Annotated in this window: 13 protein-coding genes; 9 read left to right on the plus strand and 4 right to left on the minus strand. The window is 41.8% G+C overall.

Going from position 1 to position 17,112, the window contains the following annotated elements:
• Positions 1 to 8: 8 nt before the first annotated feature.
• Positions 9 to 1,625 carry an FAD-dependent oxidoreductase gene (locus tag V7K46_RS21200; protein WP_335116517.1) on the minus strand — a complete coding sequence of 539 codons (1,617 nt, stop codon included), beginning with the start codon at positions 1,623 to 1,625 and terminating at the stop codon, positions 9 to 11.
• A gap of 36 nt (positions 1,626 to 1,661) precedes the next feature.
• A complete protein-coding gene (locus V7K46_RS21205; protein WP_335116519.1) occupies positions 1,662 to 1,874 on the minus strand; it encodes an SDR family NAD(P)-dependent oxidoreductase in 213 nt (70 codons plus the stop codon).
• A gap of 485 nt (positions 1,875 to 2,359) precedes the next feature.
• Here V7K46_RS21205 and V7K46_RS21210 point away from each other — a divergent pair, with 485 nt between their 5' ends.
• From V7K46_RS21210 to V7K46_RS21220, 3 genes are all read left to right on the plus strand, one after another.
• Positions 2,360 to 3,265, plus strand: a complete 906-nt coding sequence (locus V7K46_RS21210) for an SMP-30/gluconolactonase/LRE family protein (RefSeq protein ID WP_335116521.1) — start codon at positions 2,360 to 2,362, stop codon at positions 3,263 to 3,265.
• Positions 3,262 to 3,804 carry a DoxX family protein gene (locus V7K46_RS21215; protein ID WP_335116523.1) on the plus strand — a complete coding sequence of 181 codons (543 nt, stop codon included), beginning with the start codon at positions 3,262 to 3,264 and terminating at the stop codon, positions 3,802 to 3,804. The genes V7K46_RS21210 and V7K46_RS21215 overlap by 4 nt, the downstream gene beginning before the upstream one ends.
• Before the next feature lie 307 nt (positions 3,805 to 4,111).
• The gene (locus tag V7K46_RS21220) at positions 4,112 to 6,397 is read left to right on the plus strand and encodes an FUSC family protein (protein ID WP_335116524.1); all 2,286 of its coding nucleotides are present in this window, start codon (positions 4,112 to 4,114) and stop codon (positions 6,395 to 6,397) included.
• A 127-nt stretch (positions 6,398 to 6,524) separates the two neighbouring features.
• Here V7K46_RS21220 and V7K46_RS21225 read toward each other — a convergent pair whose 3' ends face one another.
• Positions 6,525 to 7,241, minus strand: coding sequence for a transposase (locus V7K46_RS21225; RefSeq protein WP_335116526.1), 717 nt, complete (start codon positions 7,239 to 7,241; stop codon positions 6,525 to 6,527).
• 296 nt (positions 7,242 to 7,537) lie between these two features.
• Here V7K46_RS21225 and V7K46_RS21230 point away from each other — a divergent pair, with 296 nt between their 5' ends.
• The 5 genes from V7K46_RS21230 (at position 7,538) to V7K46_RS21250 (ending at position 13,721) form a co-directional block, all read left to right on the plus strand.
• Positions 7,538 to 7,813 (plus strand): hypothetical protein, encoded by a 276-nt coding sequence (locus V7K46_RS21230; protein WP_335116528.1) that lies wholly within the window; start codon positions 7,538 to 7,540, stop codon positions 7,811 to 7,813.
• Between the two features lie 502 nt (positions 7,814 to 8,315).
• Positions 8,316 to 9,863 carry a PAS domain-containing sensor histidine kinase gene (locus tag V7K46_RS21235; protein ID WP_335116530.1) on the plus strand — a complete coding sequence of 516 codons (1,548 nt, stop codon included), beginning with the start codon at positions 8,316 to 8,318 and terminating at the stop codon, positions 9,861 to 9,863.
• A gap of 541 nt (positions 9,864 to 10,404) precedes the next feature.
• Positions 10,405 to 11,004: a cytochrome b/b6 domain-containing protein gene (locus V7K46_RS21240; RefSeq protein WP_335076965.1), complete on the plus strand. Its 600-nt coding sequence runs from the start codon at positions 10,405 to 10,407 to the stop codon at positions 11,002 to 11,004.
• A gap of 63 nt (positions 11,005 to 11,067) precedes the next feature.
• Entirely contained in the window at positions 11,068 to 12,501 is a 1,434-nt protein-coding gene (locus tag V7K46_RS21245; protein WP_335116533.1) for a bifunctional orotidine-5'-phosphate decarboxylase/orotate phosphoribosyltransferase, read from the plus strand.
• Positions 12,502 to 12,620: 119 nt separating this feature from the next.
• A complete protein-coding gene (locus V7K46_RS21250) occupies positions 12,621 to 13,721 on the plus strand; it encodes an AI-2E family transporter (RefSeq protein WP_335116641.1) in 1,101 nt (366 codons plus the stop codon).
• A 199-nt stretch (positions 13,722 to 13,920) separates the two neighbouring features.
• Here the strand turns inward: V7K46_RS21250 and V7K46_RS21255 are convergent, their stop codons facing one another.
• Complete coding sequence (locus tag V7K46_RS21255) at positions 13,921 to 16,374, minus strand: ATP-dependent Clp protease ATP-binding subunit (protein WP_335116534.1); 2,454 nt, start codon at positions 16,372 to 16,374, stop codon at positions 13,921 to 13,923.
• A gap of 370 nt (positions 16,375 to 16,744) precedes the next feature.
• Between V7K46_RS21255 and V7K46_RS21260 the strand changes: the two genes are divergently transcribed.
• Complete coding sequence (locus tag V7K46_RS21260) at positions 16,745 to 17,041, plus strand: DUF3288 family protein (RefSeq protein ID WP_335116643.1); 297 nt, start codon at positions 16,745 to 16,747, stop codon at positions 17,039 to 17,041.
• The last annotated feature ends 71 nt before the right edge of the window (positions 17,042 to 17,112 follow it).

Here is a 17,112-nt window from a genome sequence, read left to right on the forward strand (position 1 = left end):
TCTCAAACCTATTGCTTGTTATTAACTGGCTGCCTTTGAATCAAATCAACTGTACCACGCCGTAATTCCTCAACAGTTAACGTTTGGTTCAAGCGCATCAATTCTGAGATAGCTGCTGTTTCCGTATCTTTCTGGCTGGTTGCAACTGCCAAGACTTGATTGTTTTTGACGTAGAAAGCAATAAATTCCGGTTTTTGCAAATCCCCATCTACAATTATCTCATCCCAACTTTCGGCGTGGCCGATGTAGCGCAAGGGAAACTTGAATTGCATCGTCCAAAACAAAGGAAGCCCTCTAAATTTAACTGCTTTCCCTGCCATGTTATGAGCTGCAATTCGCCCCTGCTGTGCTGCAACTCGCCAATGTTCAACCCGAAGTGGTTCATTTGTGCGCCAATCGGGATAACGGGCAATATCGCCTGCGGCATAGATGCTATCAGCTGCACGCAAGTATTCATCAACAACAACACTGCCATCTTTGGGATGCAAATCGATCCCCTCAAGAAAGTCTGTTGCAGGCTGTACACCAATTCCGACAATTACTATATCTGCTTTGAGGCGATCGCCATTATCTAAAATTACAGCTTCTACCTTGTCACTACCTTCAAATTGAACCGCTTTCCTACCAAACTTAAAGGAAACACCGTTTTCCTCATGAACTTGCTGAAATATTTTGCCAATTTCCTCACCAAGGGTTTTCTTAAAAGGTACAGAATCCGGTGAAACAACAGTTACTTGTAAGCCGTGTTGACTCAGCCCAGCTGCTGTTTCCATGCCGATAAAACTGGAGCCAATGACTACTGCTTGTCCTTTTTGCTTGCTCAGTGTCAAAATGCGGTCAGTATCATCAAAACTGCGTAATGTGAGAATATTTTGCAAGTCTGCACCGGGAATATCTAGCTGGAGTGGTTTTCCTCCTGTTGCTACCAGCAAGGCATCATAGGTTAACGAATCACCAGACGCTCCTGCGTCGCTATCGCTAAAGGTGATCACTTTTGCCGTTGTTTGCACCTGTTCAACTCGCTTATTCAACAGTACTTCAATGGCGTGTTCTTTGTAGAAATCTGGCGATCGCAGGGGCATTTCCTCTAAGGATGTTTCACCAATGAAATAGTCTTTACTCAGCTTGGTGCGATCGTAGGGTAGCCTGTCATCCTGAGTGATCATGACAATTCGCCCTTGATATCCAGCTACTCGCAAAGTTTCTGCGGCATGGACACCCGCCGCCCCTGCGCCTAAGATCACAAATGTGCGTTTATCAGCGTCGGGGTTAAATTGCGCCATTGCAGGCGATCGTAATCCCGTTGTTTTCTCTGGGACGCTGACAATGACGTTTTCACCTTCAATCCGTACCTGATAACAGGCTAAAGAATCCAAGCCAGGTGGTTCTAGTTGATCCCCACTCGTCACGTCAAAATAGGCATTGTGCCAGGGGCAAACAACATGATGTCCACTCAGCACCCCCTCTGCCAATGGCGCTTTATAATGAGAGCAGTGTGCGCCGACGGCATGAAACTTTCCATCTAATCGGGTCAGTAAAATTTCTGTCTCGCCGACAGCTACCTGTCGCATTTCCCCATCATTTAGATCATTTATATTGGCAACAACTGCTTCTATCTGTTTCATAATCAACTCTTAAATTAATAATAATAGTTATATCAATTATTTCAAATCCTGCAACAGATTAAAACCCGAAAAAACTGATGCAATCTGAGTCCGAGCGCAAGACTTACACCCCTTTATTACGAATTGATCTAACAACAAAGAACTTGCATAAATTGTAACCTTTGCACCTTCATCAGTGAGCAATTTAGCTGTCGCTTTTCCAATACCGGAATCACCTCCAGTAATTACAGCTACTTTACCTTTATCCATAAGCTATTTCTTCATTGTGAACAATTTGTGCCAAATTAAGAAATATTCAGATATTTTTTGCTTGCACGCTTTTCTTTATATCACAAAGTCTGAATTTTTCAATTTATCAATAGTTTATATCTAAAATCATAAATTCAGCCTTTAGACATAGGAAAACTATGAAAAAAATTGTTTTAACTAAGATTTGTAACTGAGAATTGGGAAAATTTTTGGCTAGAGATGGATTGGCATAACCCAGAGCAACAAAGGTATTATCAATCTATAATTTTAGATTCTACCCAATGGCTTAATTTTGATTTATGCCTAAAGAGATGCTAAAATTTCATTTTAATTTGACTTTTATTTATATATTATGTAAGTCAAGCATATTTGATATCTATAAAAAAAAGTGCGGATAAATTTTATAACCTATTAGTTTTTAAATTGATATTAACTTTAACCTGCTATTTATTATCAGTAAGCAAGTTAAATAACAGGAGATTCCTATGACTGAAGCCATTGAGATTTATGACGATCGCCTGCGTGCTATTATACCTCCAGATGCTTCACTCCAAAAGCTTGCAAACGGTGCAGTCCATAGCGAAGGTCCTCTTTACTTCCATGAAGACGACAGTATTATATGGAGCGATGCTCACGGCAACCGTTTATTACACTGGAGTGCTACTGAAAACGTGAGCGTCCTCCGAGATCCATCTGATTACCAAAGCGGTAATTACCGAGACTTGGAGGGTCGTCTAGTTGCGTGTTCCTCCGGTTTGCGTGCCATTATCCGACGCGAAGACGATGGTGAATGGAAGGTTTTAGTTGATCGCTACCAAGGCAAACGCCTCAACAGTCCAAATGATTTAGTAGTGAAAAGCGACGGCACAATTTGGTTTACCGATCCGCCTTATGGGATCACCGAGCCAAATCAAGGTTACGGCGGCGAACAAGAACAACCCGGAAGTTACGTGTATCGCTTTGACCCTGCTACTGGTGAAATTTCTCCTATAGTAACAGACATGGTGCGCCCTAATGGGCTGGCTTTCAGCCCAGACGAGAGCCTGCTGTATGTTTCAGATACAGCCGCGTTTAATATACCTGGAGGACCTCATCATATTCGCGTGTATGAGGTTATGGACGATGGCCATGTGAAGAATGGCCGTGTATTCTGTGTCATCGATCCAGGACAACCTGATGGATTTCGGGTTGACGAACATGGCAATGTTTTTACTAGTTCCCAGGATAGCGTGCAGATATACGCCCCTGACGGCACTCAGTTAGGAAAAATTCTCTTACCGGAGACATCCACTAACCTAACTTTCGGTGGGAAGGAAGGCGATCGCTTGTTCATCACAGCGGGTCATTCCTTATATGCTATCGACCTTAATACCCGTGGTGTACAGCAATGATTTATAAATTTGCCCGTGGTGTAGCGATCGCCTTTTTTCTAGGAGCATTTAATTTCCCGCAGCTAGGGCCATACCTATTAAGTTCACTTTATCATCTGTATCCTGACGGATTCCCCGGATTAGCACTTTTACTACTAAGAGTTAGCCTTGGCTGGTTATTCATCCTCCACGGCTATCCAAAGATAACGCATCTTCAACAGTGGGCTGAGTCTGTAAAAATGCCTGTCTTTCTTTGCTTTTTATCAGCTGCATCCATGTTAGGTGGCGGAATTTTTCTGATTGTGGGATTCCTGACACTCTTAGCGACATTGCCCATTCTCGGCTCAATGATTTTTGCAATATATTTAGAAGTCTCTGGAAGTAAACCTTTTGTAGCCCAAGATCCATACTTAATTCCAGAAGACCAATATAAAGGCCCTTTAGGAAAAGGCGAACCGCCAAGTTGGGAAAAAGCGTTTATGTATTGTGTCATGCTGATTGCGATCGCCGTTTTAGGCCCTGGAGCATATTCGCTAGATGCTCTAATTTTTGTCCGGTGAAAATTAGCCGAAGGCATATTATAGTTATCCTCCAACCATTTGTGTCTCGTTCCCAGTTTCTGACTGGGAATGCCTAATCAGAGGCTCCGCCTCAAAATTAACGGCACCGCAATGAAAGGAGATTTCCAGCCAGAGGCTGGAAACGAGGTTTTAAAAAGGTTTGCGCTTAACTTGACACTAATGGGCATTGCCATGCCCCAACGATAAATCTATATGTATCAGGGTTTTTGTGAATTGATATTAGATATAGATATGTGGCTAAAATGCTGTAATAGGCGATCTGCTTTGTTATATAGCAATCCTAATAATGCAATCTACAGATAAACGTCCTCTCAGTTGGTTGTTTCAGCAGTTTCAACTCAAACCAGGTAAGCCCGCCATTTTCTCAGGATTGCGTAGCCTTTTTATACTGGGTGTCCCGATTGGAGTTGGAATCATTTCTGGTCACGCGGCTGCAAGTGCGATCGCCACTATGGCGGCTTGGTTCGTTGGCATGGTAAATGTTGACGGAGCCTATCGCCAGAGAGCGACTGCGATGATCGCAGCTACGATTGGGGTAACTTTGATGTTCGTCATCGCCAGTCTGGTTAGCAGTCATCTCTGGTTAGCTGTGCCGACAACATTCTTGGTGATATTTATAGCAGGTTTAGCAAGTCTCTATGGCAACGTGGCTGCATCTGTCAGCTTAGTTACTTCGATCATGTTTGTGATTTCGCTTGCTAGATTCGCTTCATATTCCAATTTGTCTACTCTTATCCAGCAATCTGCGCTATGTCTGGCTGGTGGAACATGGACAACCGCGCTCTTATTAGGACTGTGGGTGGTGCGTCCTGATGTACCTGCAATGCAAGTAGTTGCTAACTGTTATCTCTCGTTGAGCAAATTCGTAGATTTGGAAGGCCAGAGAACATTAAATCCAAAGGCTCGTCAGCAGTGGGCACAGCAATTTTTGCAAGCTCAGGATACCATTATCCAGGATTTGACAGCTGCCCGTAGCGTCTGGACAACTATATGGACTAGACAAAAAGGAGCTAACCTGCGGGGAAATTACTTACTGGTGTTAATCGAGGATGTAAATCAAATTGTCAATTCTGTTGTAGCACTGAGCGAACTGTTAGCGATCGCATCCGAACATCAACTATTTTCTCGATTACAGAAAGAAATTCAGCAAGTGATCGAACAGTTAGCAATTGCTCTGCAAATGTTGTCACAAGCGATCGCCAAAGGAAAAAACTCACCTCACTTGGGGGATCTGGATCGGAGTCTTGAAGCACTGGAACACCATCGGCAAGTTTTGCGCTCTCAAGTCCTGAATAAAACGATAAATGTTCAGCCAGATAGCTATTCTGATCTAGTCAACCTTGAGAAGATTACAGCCAGTCTTAGAAAGCTGGCACAGCAAATTCATACTGATGCGGATATTGTTACAGATTTAATCCAGGGAAAACAGCCTAGCATTGCCCAGCGAGACATTTCCCCCCCAGCCCAACCAGAGCGGACTGCAATTATTGATACACTGCGAAATAACTTCACTTTTGATTCAATCCTTTTTCGTCATGCGTTGCGCCTAGCATTGATCACAACTTTTGCTGAATTACTTGCGTCGTTATTGCAACTACCTAGAGGCTACTGGATCACGCTCACAGTTCTAGTTGCACTCAAGCCCAACTTTGGTGGAACGTCCGAGACAACAGTACAAAGAGTCATCGGTACTATTTTGGGGGGAATTATTGGTATTACTTTGATTTTACTAGTTAAGAATCAATTGGCGATCGCAGTCTGTTTCTTGCTGTTGGTGTTTGTTGCTATGTCGGTGCGATCGTTAAGCTACAGCATATTCACTATACTGCTCACTTCCGCGATCATCTTGTTACTCAACATTATTAGTGCAGGTGGCTGGAAGGTTGGAGTATTGCGGATTTTCGATAGCTTGGCTGGGGGTGGTTTAGCACTGCTTGGCAGCTATTTGCTTTTCCCCCGTTGGGAACGACAGCAACTTCCTGCACAACTGGAAAAGACAATTAGAGCTAATCTTGCCTACTATCAGCAAGTAATAGCTAACTATATGCATCCCGAACAGAATGCATCTGTTGATTCTATCAATATGCTACGCCATCAAGCAGCACTAGAGAACGTCAACGCTAACGCCGCCGCTCAACGATTGTTCAGCGAACCTCGTCACATTCAGGGAGAAATTGAACCTGTAATGACGCTGATGGCATACATTCGGGGCTTTTTCAGTTCGGTGACAACTTTGGCAGAACATCTGCGGGAATTTAGCGGCGAGTACCAATTTGTAGAACTGAAGCGGCTTACTGATACCATTGTCCAAGTTTTGGAAAACTTAGCAGATGCCCTTCAGCAAGGACAGCCACCCCAATCGTTACCAGCGCTGGATAGCTATCTTGAAGCAATTCACAACCAAATTGAACAGTTACATACTGCTCGTTTATTAGAGATTGCCACAAATTCCCACAGTTTAACTCCCACATTACAAGCCGTTCGAGAACAAACTCCTCTATCTACAGAATTGGATCGAATTGTTAATGAAATTAAAGTTATGCATTGTGTAATTGCTCGTCTGCAAGAATAATTTTCTTGACTAGGGTTTTGCAAAGGCTCAACTCAACCTGCGAATATTTTTAACTGGATTTGGATAAATTTACAAAACGCATAAAACCCACAAGTATAAGACGCGATGAATCGCGTCTCTACAAGGGTTAATCGGGTGGTTGTTGGCGATCGCGTTCCCAATTGATTGGGTTATTGATAATATATTGTCTAATTTTATCAAGGGCGAATTCGTTACGAATCATGTTGTCATGAAACCTTTCTTGCCATCCAAAACCTTGATAAACTTGATTAATTTCAAATGTACATCGTCCTTTGTACCATCTAACAATTTTAGAAAGGGAATTTTTAGACAACATCGGGTTAAATAACCCAGTAACCCCACCCCGTTGACGATCCCCCCCTGTAGAGACGCGATTCATCGCGTCTTCTTCTTCCGGATTCATCGCGTCTTCTTCCGGATTCATCGCGTCTCCTTCCATTAAACCAGTCAAATCACCCACATCTTCTTTACCAACAACCTCCTCTGCAACAAGATTCTCTTGTGTTTGATTAATAATCAGAATCCCGTGAATATGATTAGGCATGACGCAAAACGAATCTATCTGGCAATTAGAAAAATGATTAGGAATCTCGTACCACAATTTATGAGCAATTTCTCCAATTGGTGATAGCTGCATTTTACCCTGCACAACCTCACCAAAAAAGCATTTCTTACCATCCGTGCAAATAGTAAGGAAATATCCAGCATTGCTAGCATAACTCCATGCTAGTAAACGTGTTGAATCAATTCGATATTTACCTTTGTATTTAGGTTTGTATTTAGGTTTGTTGTTTTTTGGTTGAGGATCGTAATTATTCATCATTACTTTGATTGATACAAAAACTTATGCAAGTATTGCCTTGCATTTATGTAATTGCCAACCCAAAAAACTCGGAATTATTTCTACTATGTAAAGACGGGATCAATCACGGCGCTCAAAAAAGCGATCGCATTTCCGGCCTGTTTACAATATCTGTTTTACTAGGGGCGATCATATTCCCTGGATTTGGATAAATTCACTACAAGTTTAGAACAGGCAGAAAAATTAAAGCGATCGCCTAGACTAAAATTCATATTGAACTAAATAAAAATGCCTGATTATTTACTCAAAAGAAGCTCTTGCTTTCTCAAAAGCAGCTTTTACTTTCTCATTTTGGTGTTTTCCGCAAGCAAAAGCAGCTTTTCCTTTCTCAAAAGCAGCTTTTGCTGACTCATTTTGGTGTTTTCCGCAAGCAAAAGCAGCTTTTCCTTTCTCAAAAGCAGCTTTTGCTGACTCATTTTGGTGTTTTCCGCAAGCAAAATGAGCTTTTACTTTCTCAAAAGCAGCTTTTGCTTACTCATTTGAGTAATTCACGCATTCATTTTGGTATATCATTGAGCCGAAAGCTTGCGTAGGCGTAGCCCGTCGGAGACATCGCTTTAGAAAAGAAGTGTAAATCTACAAGCGATCGCCTGGTTTAGAGATGAGCATTACTCAAATAAATCAAATCCCTTTTCGCGTCTCAACTTTCTGTCGAAAGTTGCTGTTGAATTACAATTAGAATCCTCAGCACTTGTTTTCAGATATTGTCGGAAATATAAACGATATAATTCACATTTGAGTTTTTAGGTGATTATATGTGATTTGAACTACTTTTTTTAGACATATCTTAGAATGTAGATGCACACAATGTAGCTATTTTTTCTAAAAAATGGCCACGGCGATCGCAACAGCGATTACATTCGTCTGTTTACCTTTTTCTAAATTCCATCCAAATTGATGATATGCGCTGATACATCTCTGACCTAAGTTACAGCCTAATCAACCAAGTAGACGATTTGTCCATAACTGGATCGTCAGGGTGCTAAGACAGCGTAGAGAGAGCTACAGGATATCTTCCTCATCGTACCAGCAGCTATGCATATCGAAGAACCCACTACCCATGAACCGGAAGCTCCACTTTCAGTAGAAGATTCCCAGAGTTTCCCAGAATCACAGCCACTGCAAAAAGGACAAAAAGACTTATCTCAAGAAAATTTAGATCCTTGTCAATGCTCCCAAGTCGCCTTACAAATGGCATTAATAGCCAATGGCTTGGGATTGTGGGATTGGAATCTGAGCACCAATAAAACCTATTATGATCCCCGTTGGAAGCGCATTCTGGGGTATGAAGTAGACGAAATCGATCACGACCATAAATCCTTTGAGCAACTTGTACATCCACAGGATTTACCAGGAATTCATCAGGTATTGCACGATTATCTCGAAGGATGCACACCCGTATTTGAAGTCGAATTCAGAATGTTGACTAAATCCGGCGAGTGGAAGTGGATTCTGGCTTGTGGGAAAGTATTTCAGTGGGATGAATTCGGTAAACCAGTGCGGATGGCGGGGACGCACAAGGATATTAGTCAGGATAAGGCGATCGCAACTCAACAATATCAACTATTTGAACAACTCCAAAGAGAAATTGTCCAACGCCAGTCTACCGAAGACCAAGTTAGGGAAAAATCACAGCAGCTAGAAACTACCCTCGTAGAACTCAGATATACTCAAAAGCAGTTATTGCAGAACCAGAAAATGGCTAATCTCGGCCAACTGGTGGCGGATATGGCTAACGAAATTAATAACCCCGTTAGCTTCATCTACGGCAATCTCCATCCTGCGAGTCAATATGCTCAGGACTTAATCAGAGTCATTGAACTTTACCAACATTACTATCCCACACCGACCCCAGTCATCGCCTTACATTTGCAACGCCTCGACCTTGGTTTTGTGAAGACAGACTTTTTGAAATTGCTGTGGTCAATGCGAGCCGGATCTGAGCGCGTTAAAGAAATTGTATTCGCCTTGCGGAATTTTTCAACCTCTGACGAAGGTCAAATGAAAAAGGTTGACCTGCATGAAGGACTTGATAGTGTTCTGAGGATTTTGCAACATCGTCTGAAAGAACAGCCTGATAGACCAAGGATTGAAGTAATTAAAAACTTTGGGGAATTGCCCTTAATCGAGTGTTACCCTGGTGATCTAAATCAGGTATTCATGAACATCCTGACTAACGCCATTGACGCCTTAGAAGAAAGGATAAAACATGATTATTCCTTTACTCCCACTCTTTTTATTCATACAGAAATTATTAGCAATCATTTATCATTAGTAAATAGTAATGAACTTTGGGTAGACAAACGACTAGGAAAAAAACACAAAGTTATCATTCGTATTTCTGATAATGGCAAAGGCATACTTCCCCATATCCAAAGACAGATATTTGAACCATTTTTCACAACAAAACCAATCGGTAAAGGGAAGGGACTGGGACTATCAATCAGTCGGGAAATTATAGTTGAAAAACATCAAGGTAAACTTAAGTGTAATTCTCAATTAGGTGAAGGCACAGAGTTAGTCATTGAAATGAATACCACAGCCAGACACTATGCCGTGATTAGAAAACACGCCAGCTTTTAACTAATTAACCTTGGGCACAAGGTATTAATTTTTGCAAGCCGATGCATTAACAAGGCGGCTGTCGTATTCACAATGCAAGTCAATGCATTAACAATACCTGAGTTTGATAAATTTGGTCTTCTCTTTTTCATACTTAAATTACAGCACAAGCCATCAGTATACTTTTTACCATAATCACCGCATAGGCATAGCCCGCCGTAGGCATCGCACTAATTATCAGTGTATACTGCTGCAATGGTTGAACCGACGAAAAACGCTTCAGCCATTGGTGAGCGTAGATAATGACTAAGTTTCCTTCATATCAGTCTAATTGGTTGATCACCATTAGGGATACACTGGATAAAATATCTTTTTTTCAGACATCCTCTTAGAAAAACCCTAACCATATCTATAACTGACATTTAAAACAGAAGATGGTAGACCATCAATGTCAGAATACTGAATCATCGGATGGGAAAATAAAAGTGAGTAATGCCCACCCCAAGCTAGCTGGGTTATTCACCCAAGACAGATAAACACCAAATTTTATCAGTCAAAATCTATGACTTCGACTGTTTCTTCTCAAACTCGAAAGCCACCCACTCAAGCAATAGGAGCCAAAATTTTCCACTCCTGTAACATCATTAGTCTGTTTATCATGCTCACCAGTGGACTACAAATTTACAACGCTAACCCTGTTTTTGGTGGACGTGCAGGTTTGCACATTCCTCCGATATTTACTTTAGGAGGTTGGCTTGCAGGAGGTAGACACTGGCATTTTGCAGCAATGTGGCTATTCTCCCTGAATCTCCTATGGTATGGAATTTATGTTTTAATTACCCGACGCTGGCGACATCGGTTTGTAAGTGCCAATGACTTCAAAGCATTACAAAAAAGTAAAAATTCCCAGCGCCTAATTTATGCCTGGCACCGTATTGCCTATACAGCAATTATTCCTATCTTGCTGCTGGCGTTATTTACAGGAATAGGAATGTATAAACCTGCTCAATTTCCCTGGATTGTGGATCTGTTTGGCAGTTGGCAAGCATTGCGAATTGTCCACTTTAGCTCAGTACCGATGGTTATTCTATTTGGAGTGATTCACTCTCTATTAGGACGTAAGGCTGGAGGCACTCAACTAACAGAATCGATGTTTTTGTAAAGTAACTATGGTAAGTGAAATGCAAAGACACAAAAACTAATAGCTCTTTTTTAAACAAAAAATATGAACCTTTTTGATAAATTGAATCGTAATATCTTGCAAAATCAAAGCTTACTGTTTGTAGGACTTGATCCAAATCCAGAGATGATGCCTGTGCATTATGAATCTGACGAACTCATCGCTAGTTTAGAGAAGTGGTTACAATTCATTGTTGCTGAAACTTCTGATTTCGTTTGTGCTTATAAACCGACACTTGGCTTTTACGAAGCATTAGGTATTCCTGGTTTAGAACTATTGCACAAAACTTTAGCAGCTATTCCTGCCCACATCCCAGTTATTTTAGATGCCAAACACAGTGACTTAAATACTAGTACCATCTTTGCCCAAACTGTGTTTGCAGAATGGCAGGTAGATGCAATTACTCTTAGTCCTTATACAGGACAAGATCATGTAGCACCTTTTTTGGTATATCCTGATAAAGCTGTGTTTATTTTATGCTGTACTTCTAATCCAAGCGCAGAAGCTATACAGCAATATCCTACAAACGAATCACCGCTTTATTTACAGGTGGTAAAAGAATCAAAAACCTGGGGAACTCCAGAACAATTGGGTTTGGAAGTGGGAACTACAAAACCTGAAGTTTTAGCACTTATTCGAGCGATCGCGCCGGAACGAATTATTATGGCGCGTAGCATCTGGGCGGAGGGACTAAATCTGAAGCAAATTTTAGAAGCGGGCTTGAATACTAACGGTGATGGTTTACTAATTCCTGTTCCTCAAGATATGTTGGGAAAACCCAAATTATCTCAGGAAATCCAGTCTTTACGCGCAGAAATTAATCAAATAAAAACTGAAATTATTTATGAAAATTCCACTTGTTCTGTGTGGTTTCCTGATGTTTGTTTGCTAAATCAGCATCCCCAACAGGATTTGATTTTACAACTTTATGATATTGACTGTATTATGTTTGGCAGCTTTGTCCAAGCATCAGGAGCTATATTTCCTTATTACATTGACTTACGCAAAATTATTTCCAATCCCCAAGTTTTTAATCAAGTTATTACTGCCTATGAAGATATTTTGAAGAACCTGAATTTTGATAGGTTAGCAGGTATTCCCTATGGTTCTTTACCAACTGCTACTGGTTTATCTTTGCGTCTTAATTGTCCGATGATTTTCCCGCGTAAAGAAGTAAAGGCACACGGAACTCGGAGAGTAATTGAGGGTAACTTTCATCCTGGTGAAACAGTTGTGGTAGTTGACGATATTCTCATTAGCGGTAAAAGTGTCATGGAAGGAGCAGAGAAGTTGGAATCAGCAGGATTAAATGTTAATGATATTGTGGTATTTATCGACCATGAACAAGGGGTGAAAGATAAGTTACAGCAAAATGGTTATCATGGTCATGCGGTTTTAACTATTTCTGAAATTACTAATACTCTGTATCAAGCAGGGCGGATAAATGAGGAGCAATTTTTAGCTTTTGCTGAAATTTAGTCCTCAAATAACCGAAAATTGAGAATGGTGAAAGATTTTTCTCCTCTACTTCTCCTTAAGCATATTTAATTTTCAGCTTCAATCTAGTAACTAGAATAATTTTGATTTTTAAATTGATGATGAATTTTTCACTCAATCAACTAGTTAAATGGTTAATTTTGACACTGCTATTTCCTCTAGTCTTTCTCAATGGTTGGCTAGCATTTTTGCTTGTTAAAAGTTTTCAACCAGTTGTTACAATTCTTGTCTTGGCTACTTTGCTTGCATTCGTTTTGAACTATCCTGTTTCGGTTCTCCAACAACGGGGAGTTAAACGTAGCAATGCAGTAGCATTAGTTTTTATATTAGCATTGTTAATTGTCGTTGCTCTGGGTATCACTTTGGTTCCCATTGTTTTAGATCAATTTCATGAGATGGTTAAAATCCTTCCCCAATGGATTGATTCTAGCGAAGAAAAACTTCAGATTGTAAATGATTGGTTTTCTAGACACAAATTAAATGTCAATTTAAGTCAGTTATTAACACAAATAACTAACAAATTGCCTAATGAATTAGAGTTTTTCTCAGATAAACTTTTAAGCATTATTATAGATACTATTGACAGTGTTTCTGAGTCATTAATCACAGTAGTCGTGACTTTTTATCTGTTGTTAGATGGACCAAGAATTTGGCAGGTAATATTTAAGAAGTTACCTGGAAATTTTGCCCAGGAGATAAGCCAGTCTATTCAGCAAAACTTCCAAAATTACTTGATTGGTCAGGGAACTTTGGCTTTGCTGATGGGAGTTTCTATAACATTATTGTTTTTAAGTTTTCAAGTCCAGTTTGGTTTACTCTTTGGTTTGGCAGTTGGGGTTTTGAGCTTAATTCCCTTTGGTGATGTCATTAGTCTTGTTGTAATAACCTTAATAATAGCCACACACGACTTTTGGCTAGCAGTGAAGATTGCTGCGGTAGCTGTTGTCATTGATCAGTTAATTGATCAGGCGATCGCACCACGTCTTTTAGGCAAATTTACTGGCATTAGACCAGTATGGGTGTTAATTGCTTTGCTTGTAGGAACCAATGTTGGCGGAGTTTTGGGTTTACTAGTCGCGGTACCTGTAGCTGGTTTTATCAAAGATGTAGCAGATGGTTTTTCTAAATCTGGTGATTCTGAAAATGTAGTTAAGAGTGAATTAGCATCAGAATTGTTGGCAGAGGAATCAATATCGCAATAAGTTTATGCAGGAATGGGATGTGTCTGAACGAGGCAGATAATTGTAGCTACAAAAAAGCCCCTGGTAGAAATACCAGGGGTGAAAGATATAATACCATTTCACTTGATGTTTGTCGGAGATGCTCCTGCTTACGCCTCTACTTAGATAAGAGGCTGAAGTGTTTCTCAAATATTACAGCAAAAAGTGATCAGGTATAAAATTAGCCAACATTTGCCAAGAGCAATTCTCGTTTTTCTGATTTTTGTACTCTCACCTGAGAGTCATCATCAACATCGATAATCGCTGTGTCTCCATCTGTAATTTCACCAGACAGCAGTGCTTCGGCGAGAGAATCTTCTAAAAGGCGCATAATTGCCCGACGTAATGGCCTAGCGCCGTAGCTGGGGTTATAGCCTTCTTGTACTACAAGCTCTTTGAAGCGATCGCTAACTTCTAAGATAATTCCCTTTTCTGTCAAGCGCTTAGAAACTTCACGAAGCATAATCTCAGCGATTTGCTTAACTTCATCCTTAGAAAGCTGGGTGAAGACGATAATTTCATCGAGACGGTTAAGGAACTCTGGACGGAAGTAAGCTTTCAATTCCTCATTTACCAGGGTGCGGATGCGGTTATAACTAGCATCAGCTTGAGTGTCGAAGTCAAAGCCTAAACCACTACCACCTTTTTCAATCACCTTGGAACCGATGTTGGAAGTCAAAATGATCAGCGTGTTCTTGAAGTCAACTTTCCGACCTTTAGCATCGGTAAGATGACCGTCATCCAAGATTTGCAGCAGCATATTGAATATATCGGGGTGAGCTTTTTCGATTTCGTCGAATAGCAACACTGTGTAAGGTTTCCGCCGCACGGCTTCTGTTAATTGTCCGCCTTCGTCATATCCCACATAACCAGGAGGCGAACCAATTAGCTTGGCGACGGTGTGGCTTTCCATGTATTCGGACATATCTAGGCGAATCATCGAGTCTTCCGCACCGAAGAAATAGGCAGCTAGTGCCTTCGCCAATTCTGTTTTACCAACTCCAGTGGGCCCAGAGAAGATAAAGCTAGCAATGGGACGATTGGGATTTTTCAAGCCGACGCGGGCGCGACGGATACCGCGAGATACAGCCGAAACTGCTTGCTCTTGACCGATGAGCCGTTGATGCAAAGTGTCTTCTAGGTGCAGCAGCAACTCGGACTCAGATTCAGTAAGCTTGTTGACTGGTACGCCAGTCCAAGAGGCAACGATTTGGGCGATGTCTTCTTCGTCAACAACGGTGGAGTTGACAGGTTGATCGTTTTGTGTAAATGTTGCTTGCAGTTGTTCTGCCAGTTCTAACTCTTGGTCACGCAGGTTTCCAGCTTTGTCAAAATCTTGGACTCTGACTGCTGCTTCTTTAGCTTTGGTAACGCCAGCGAGTTCACGCTTCAATTCTTTATTCGGAGAACTCTGAGAGTTCCGCAGACGAACGCGAGAACCAGCTTCATCAATTAAGTCTATTGCCTTGTCGGGCAAGAAGCGATCGCTAATATAGCGGTCTGATAATTGTGCTGCTGCTACAAGTGCCGCATCTAAAATTGTGACTTTGTGGTGCTGTTCGTAAGCGCCGCGCAAGCCGTAGAGAATTTGTACGGTTTCCTCTACTGAGGGTTCCCCGACCATAATCGGTTGGAAACGACGCTCTAGGGCGGCATCGCGCTCGATATGCTTACGATACTCATCAAGGGTAGTTGCGCCGATGCACTGGAGTTCACCTCGTGCTAAGGCAGGTTTGAGGATGTTAGCTGCATCCAAGCCACCTTCTGTACCACCAGCGCCAACCAAGGTGTGAATTTCGTCAATCACCAAGATGATGTTGCCTACAGTCCGGACTTCTTCCACGACTTTTTTGATGCGTTCTTCAAAATCGCCACGGAAGCGAGTTCCAGCTACCAATGACCCCATATCGAGGCTGATAACTTGCTTGTCTTGTAAACTTTCCGGAACATCCTGGTTGATAATCCGTTGAGCTAGACCTTCTGCGATCGCAGTTTTACCAACTCCTGGTTCTCCAATCAACACTGGGTTATTCTTAGTGCGGCGACCGAGAATTTGGATCGCCCGCTCAATTTCCTTCTCGCGCCCAACTACGGGGTCGAGTTTGCCTTCTTGGGCTAGTTTGGTCAAATTTCTACCAAACTCTTCCATCGTTAGCGGTTGGGTGCGCTTTTGATTACCACTACCAGCGAAAGCTGGTGCATTTTCACCCAAACGGCGAACTATGGCAGTGCGGACACTCTTGAAGTCAACCCCTAGATTTTGCAGTACTTTGGCGGCGACACCTTCACCAGCTTCGGTCAATCCTAAGAGTAAGTGTTCAGTATTAATGTAATTCTGTCCCAGACTATGAGCTTCTTTAAACGATTGCTCAAACAGGCTTTTCACCTTGGGGGTAAAAGGGATTTCTGGTGGTACAAAGCCAGAACCCCTACCAATAATTTTTTCTACCTCGCGACGTGCGTCTTTGAGGGTAACGCCTAACTCGGCCAGCACTTTAGCAGCAACCCCAGTTCCTTCTCCCATCAAACCCAGGAGAATTTGTTCAGTTCCTACGAAGTTGTGTCCCAGGCGACGTGCTTCCTCCTGAGCTAACATAATTACTCTAATGGCTTCGGAAGTGAAGTGTTCAAACATAATGGGTTCTTGCTCCCTCGCTGCTTGGATTTTGGGTGAGATCAAATTCACCCTCATCTAAAGTTTTTTGTATTTTCTTAAGGACTAATGTAACTTTATTTAAAGTTAAGTGGCAGTGGTGAGAGCCGTAAGACCTCAGGTGTAGTTGCCGTCTGTAACAGTTTTGAGTGCTGTTAGCGATAGCGGGGCGTTTAGCCCGTGCTGAGTAGAGTAGTTAGGAAGTGAGCAGTCGTATATATAACAATTAAACTTTCTGTGTTTAGTGATTTACCTTTGCCTTCTATACTCCTCTGCTCTGGGCTAAACTAAAATTCAGGAGTTTAGCACGGGCTAAACCATAGGTATCCGCTAACGACACTTAGGACTCATGATGACTGAAGCAACGGGAGGTAAAGACCAACAACATCCTCTTTATAACCGCGATCGCCCTCTTATTGATATCTTACTCGCTCAACAGGCCACAGACTATAACTTAGCAGAATTAGCTAGACTACAAATGCGTTATCAAGGGTTTCCAGGGGCGAGAGATATCCAAAAAGACCTAGATAAAGTGTTGCAGCAGTGGGGTTTGACCGAAGTCGAGCTTTTTGAGAAAACTCGCAAAATTCACGATTTGGGGGGAATTTACAAAAGTCGCGGTAAAAAGGACGAGCAAGATTGGAATTAGGGCATTGGGCACTTATACTGAGCATCTCGGCTTGCTTCTCTTCGAGAGGCTGCGCCAACGACTGCGCTTAG

Source organism: Nostoc sp., from assembly GCF_036917395.1.
GTDB lineage: Bacteria > Cyanobacteriota > Cyanobacteriia > Cyanobacteriales > Nostocaceae > Nostoc.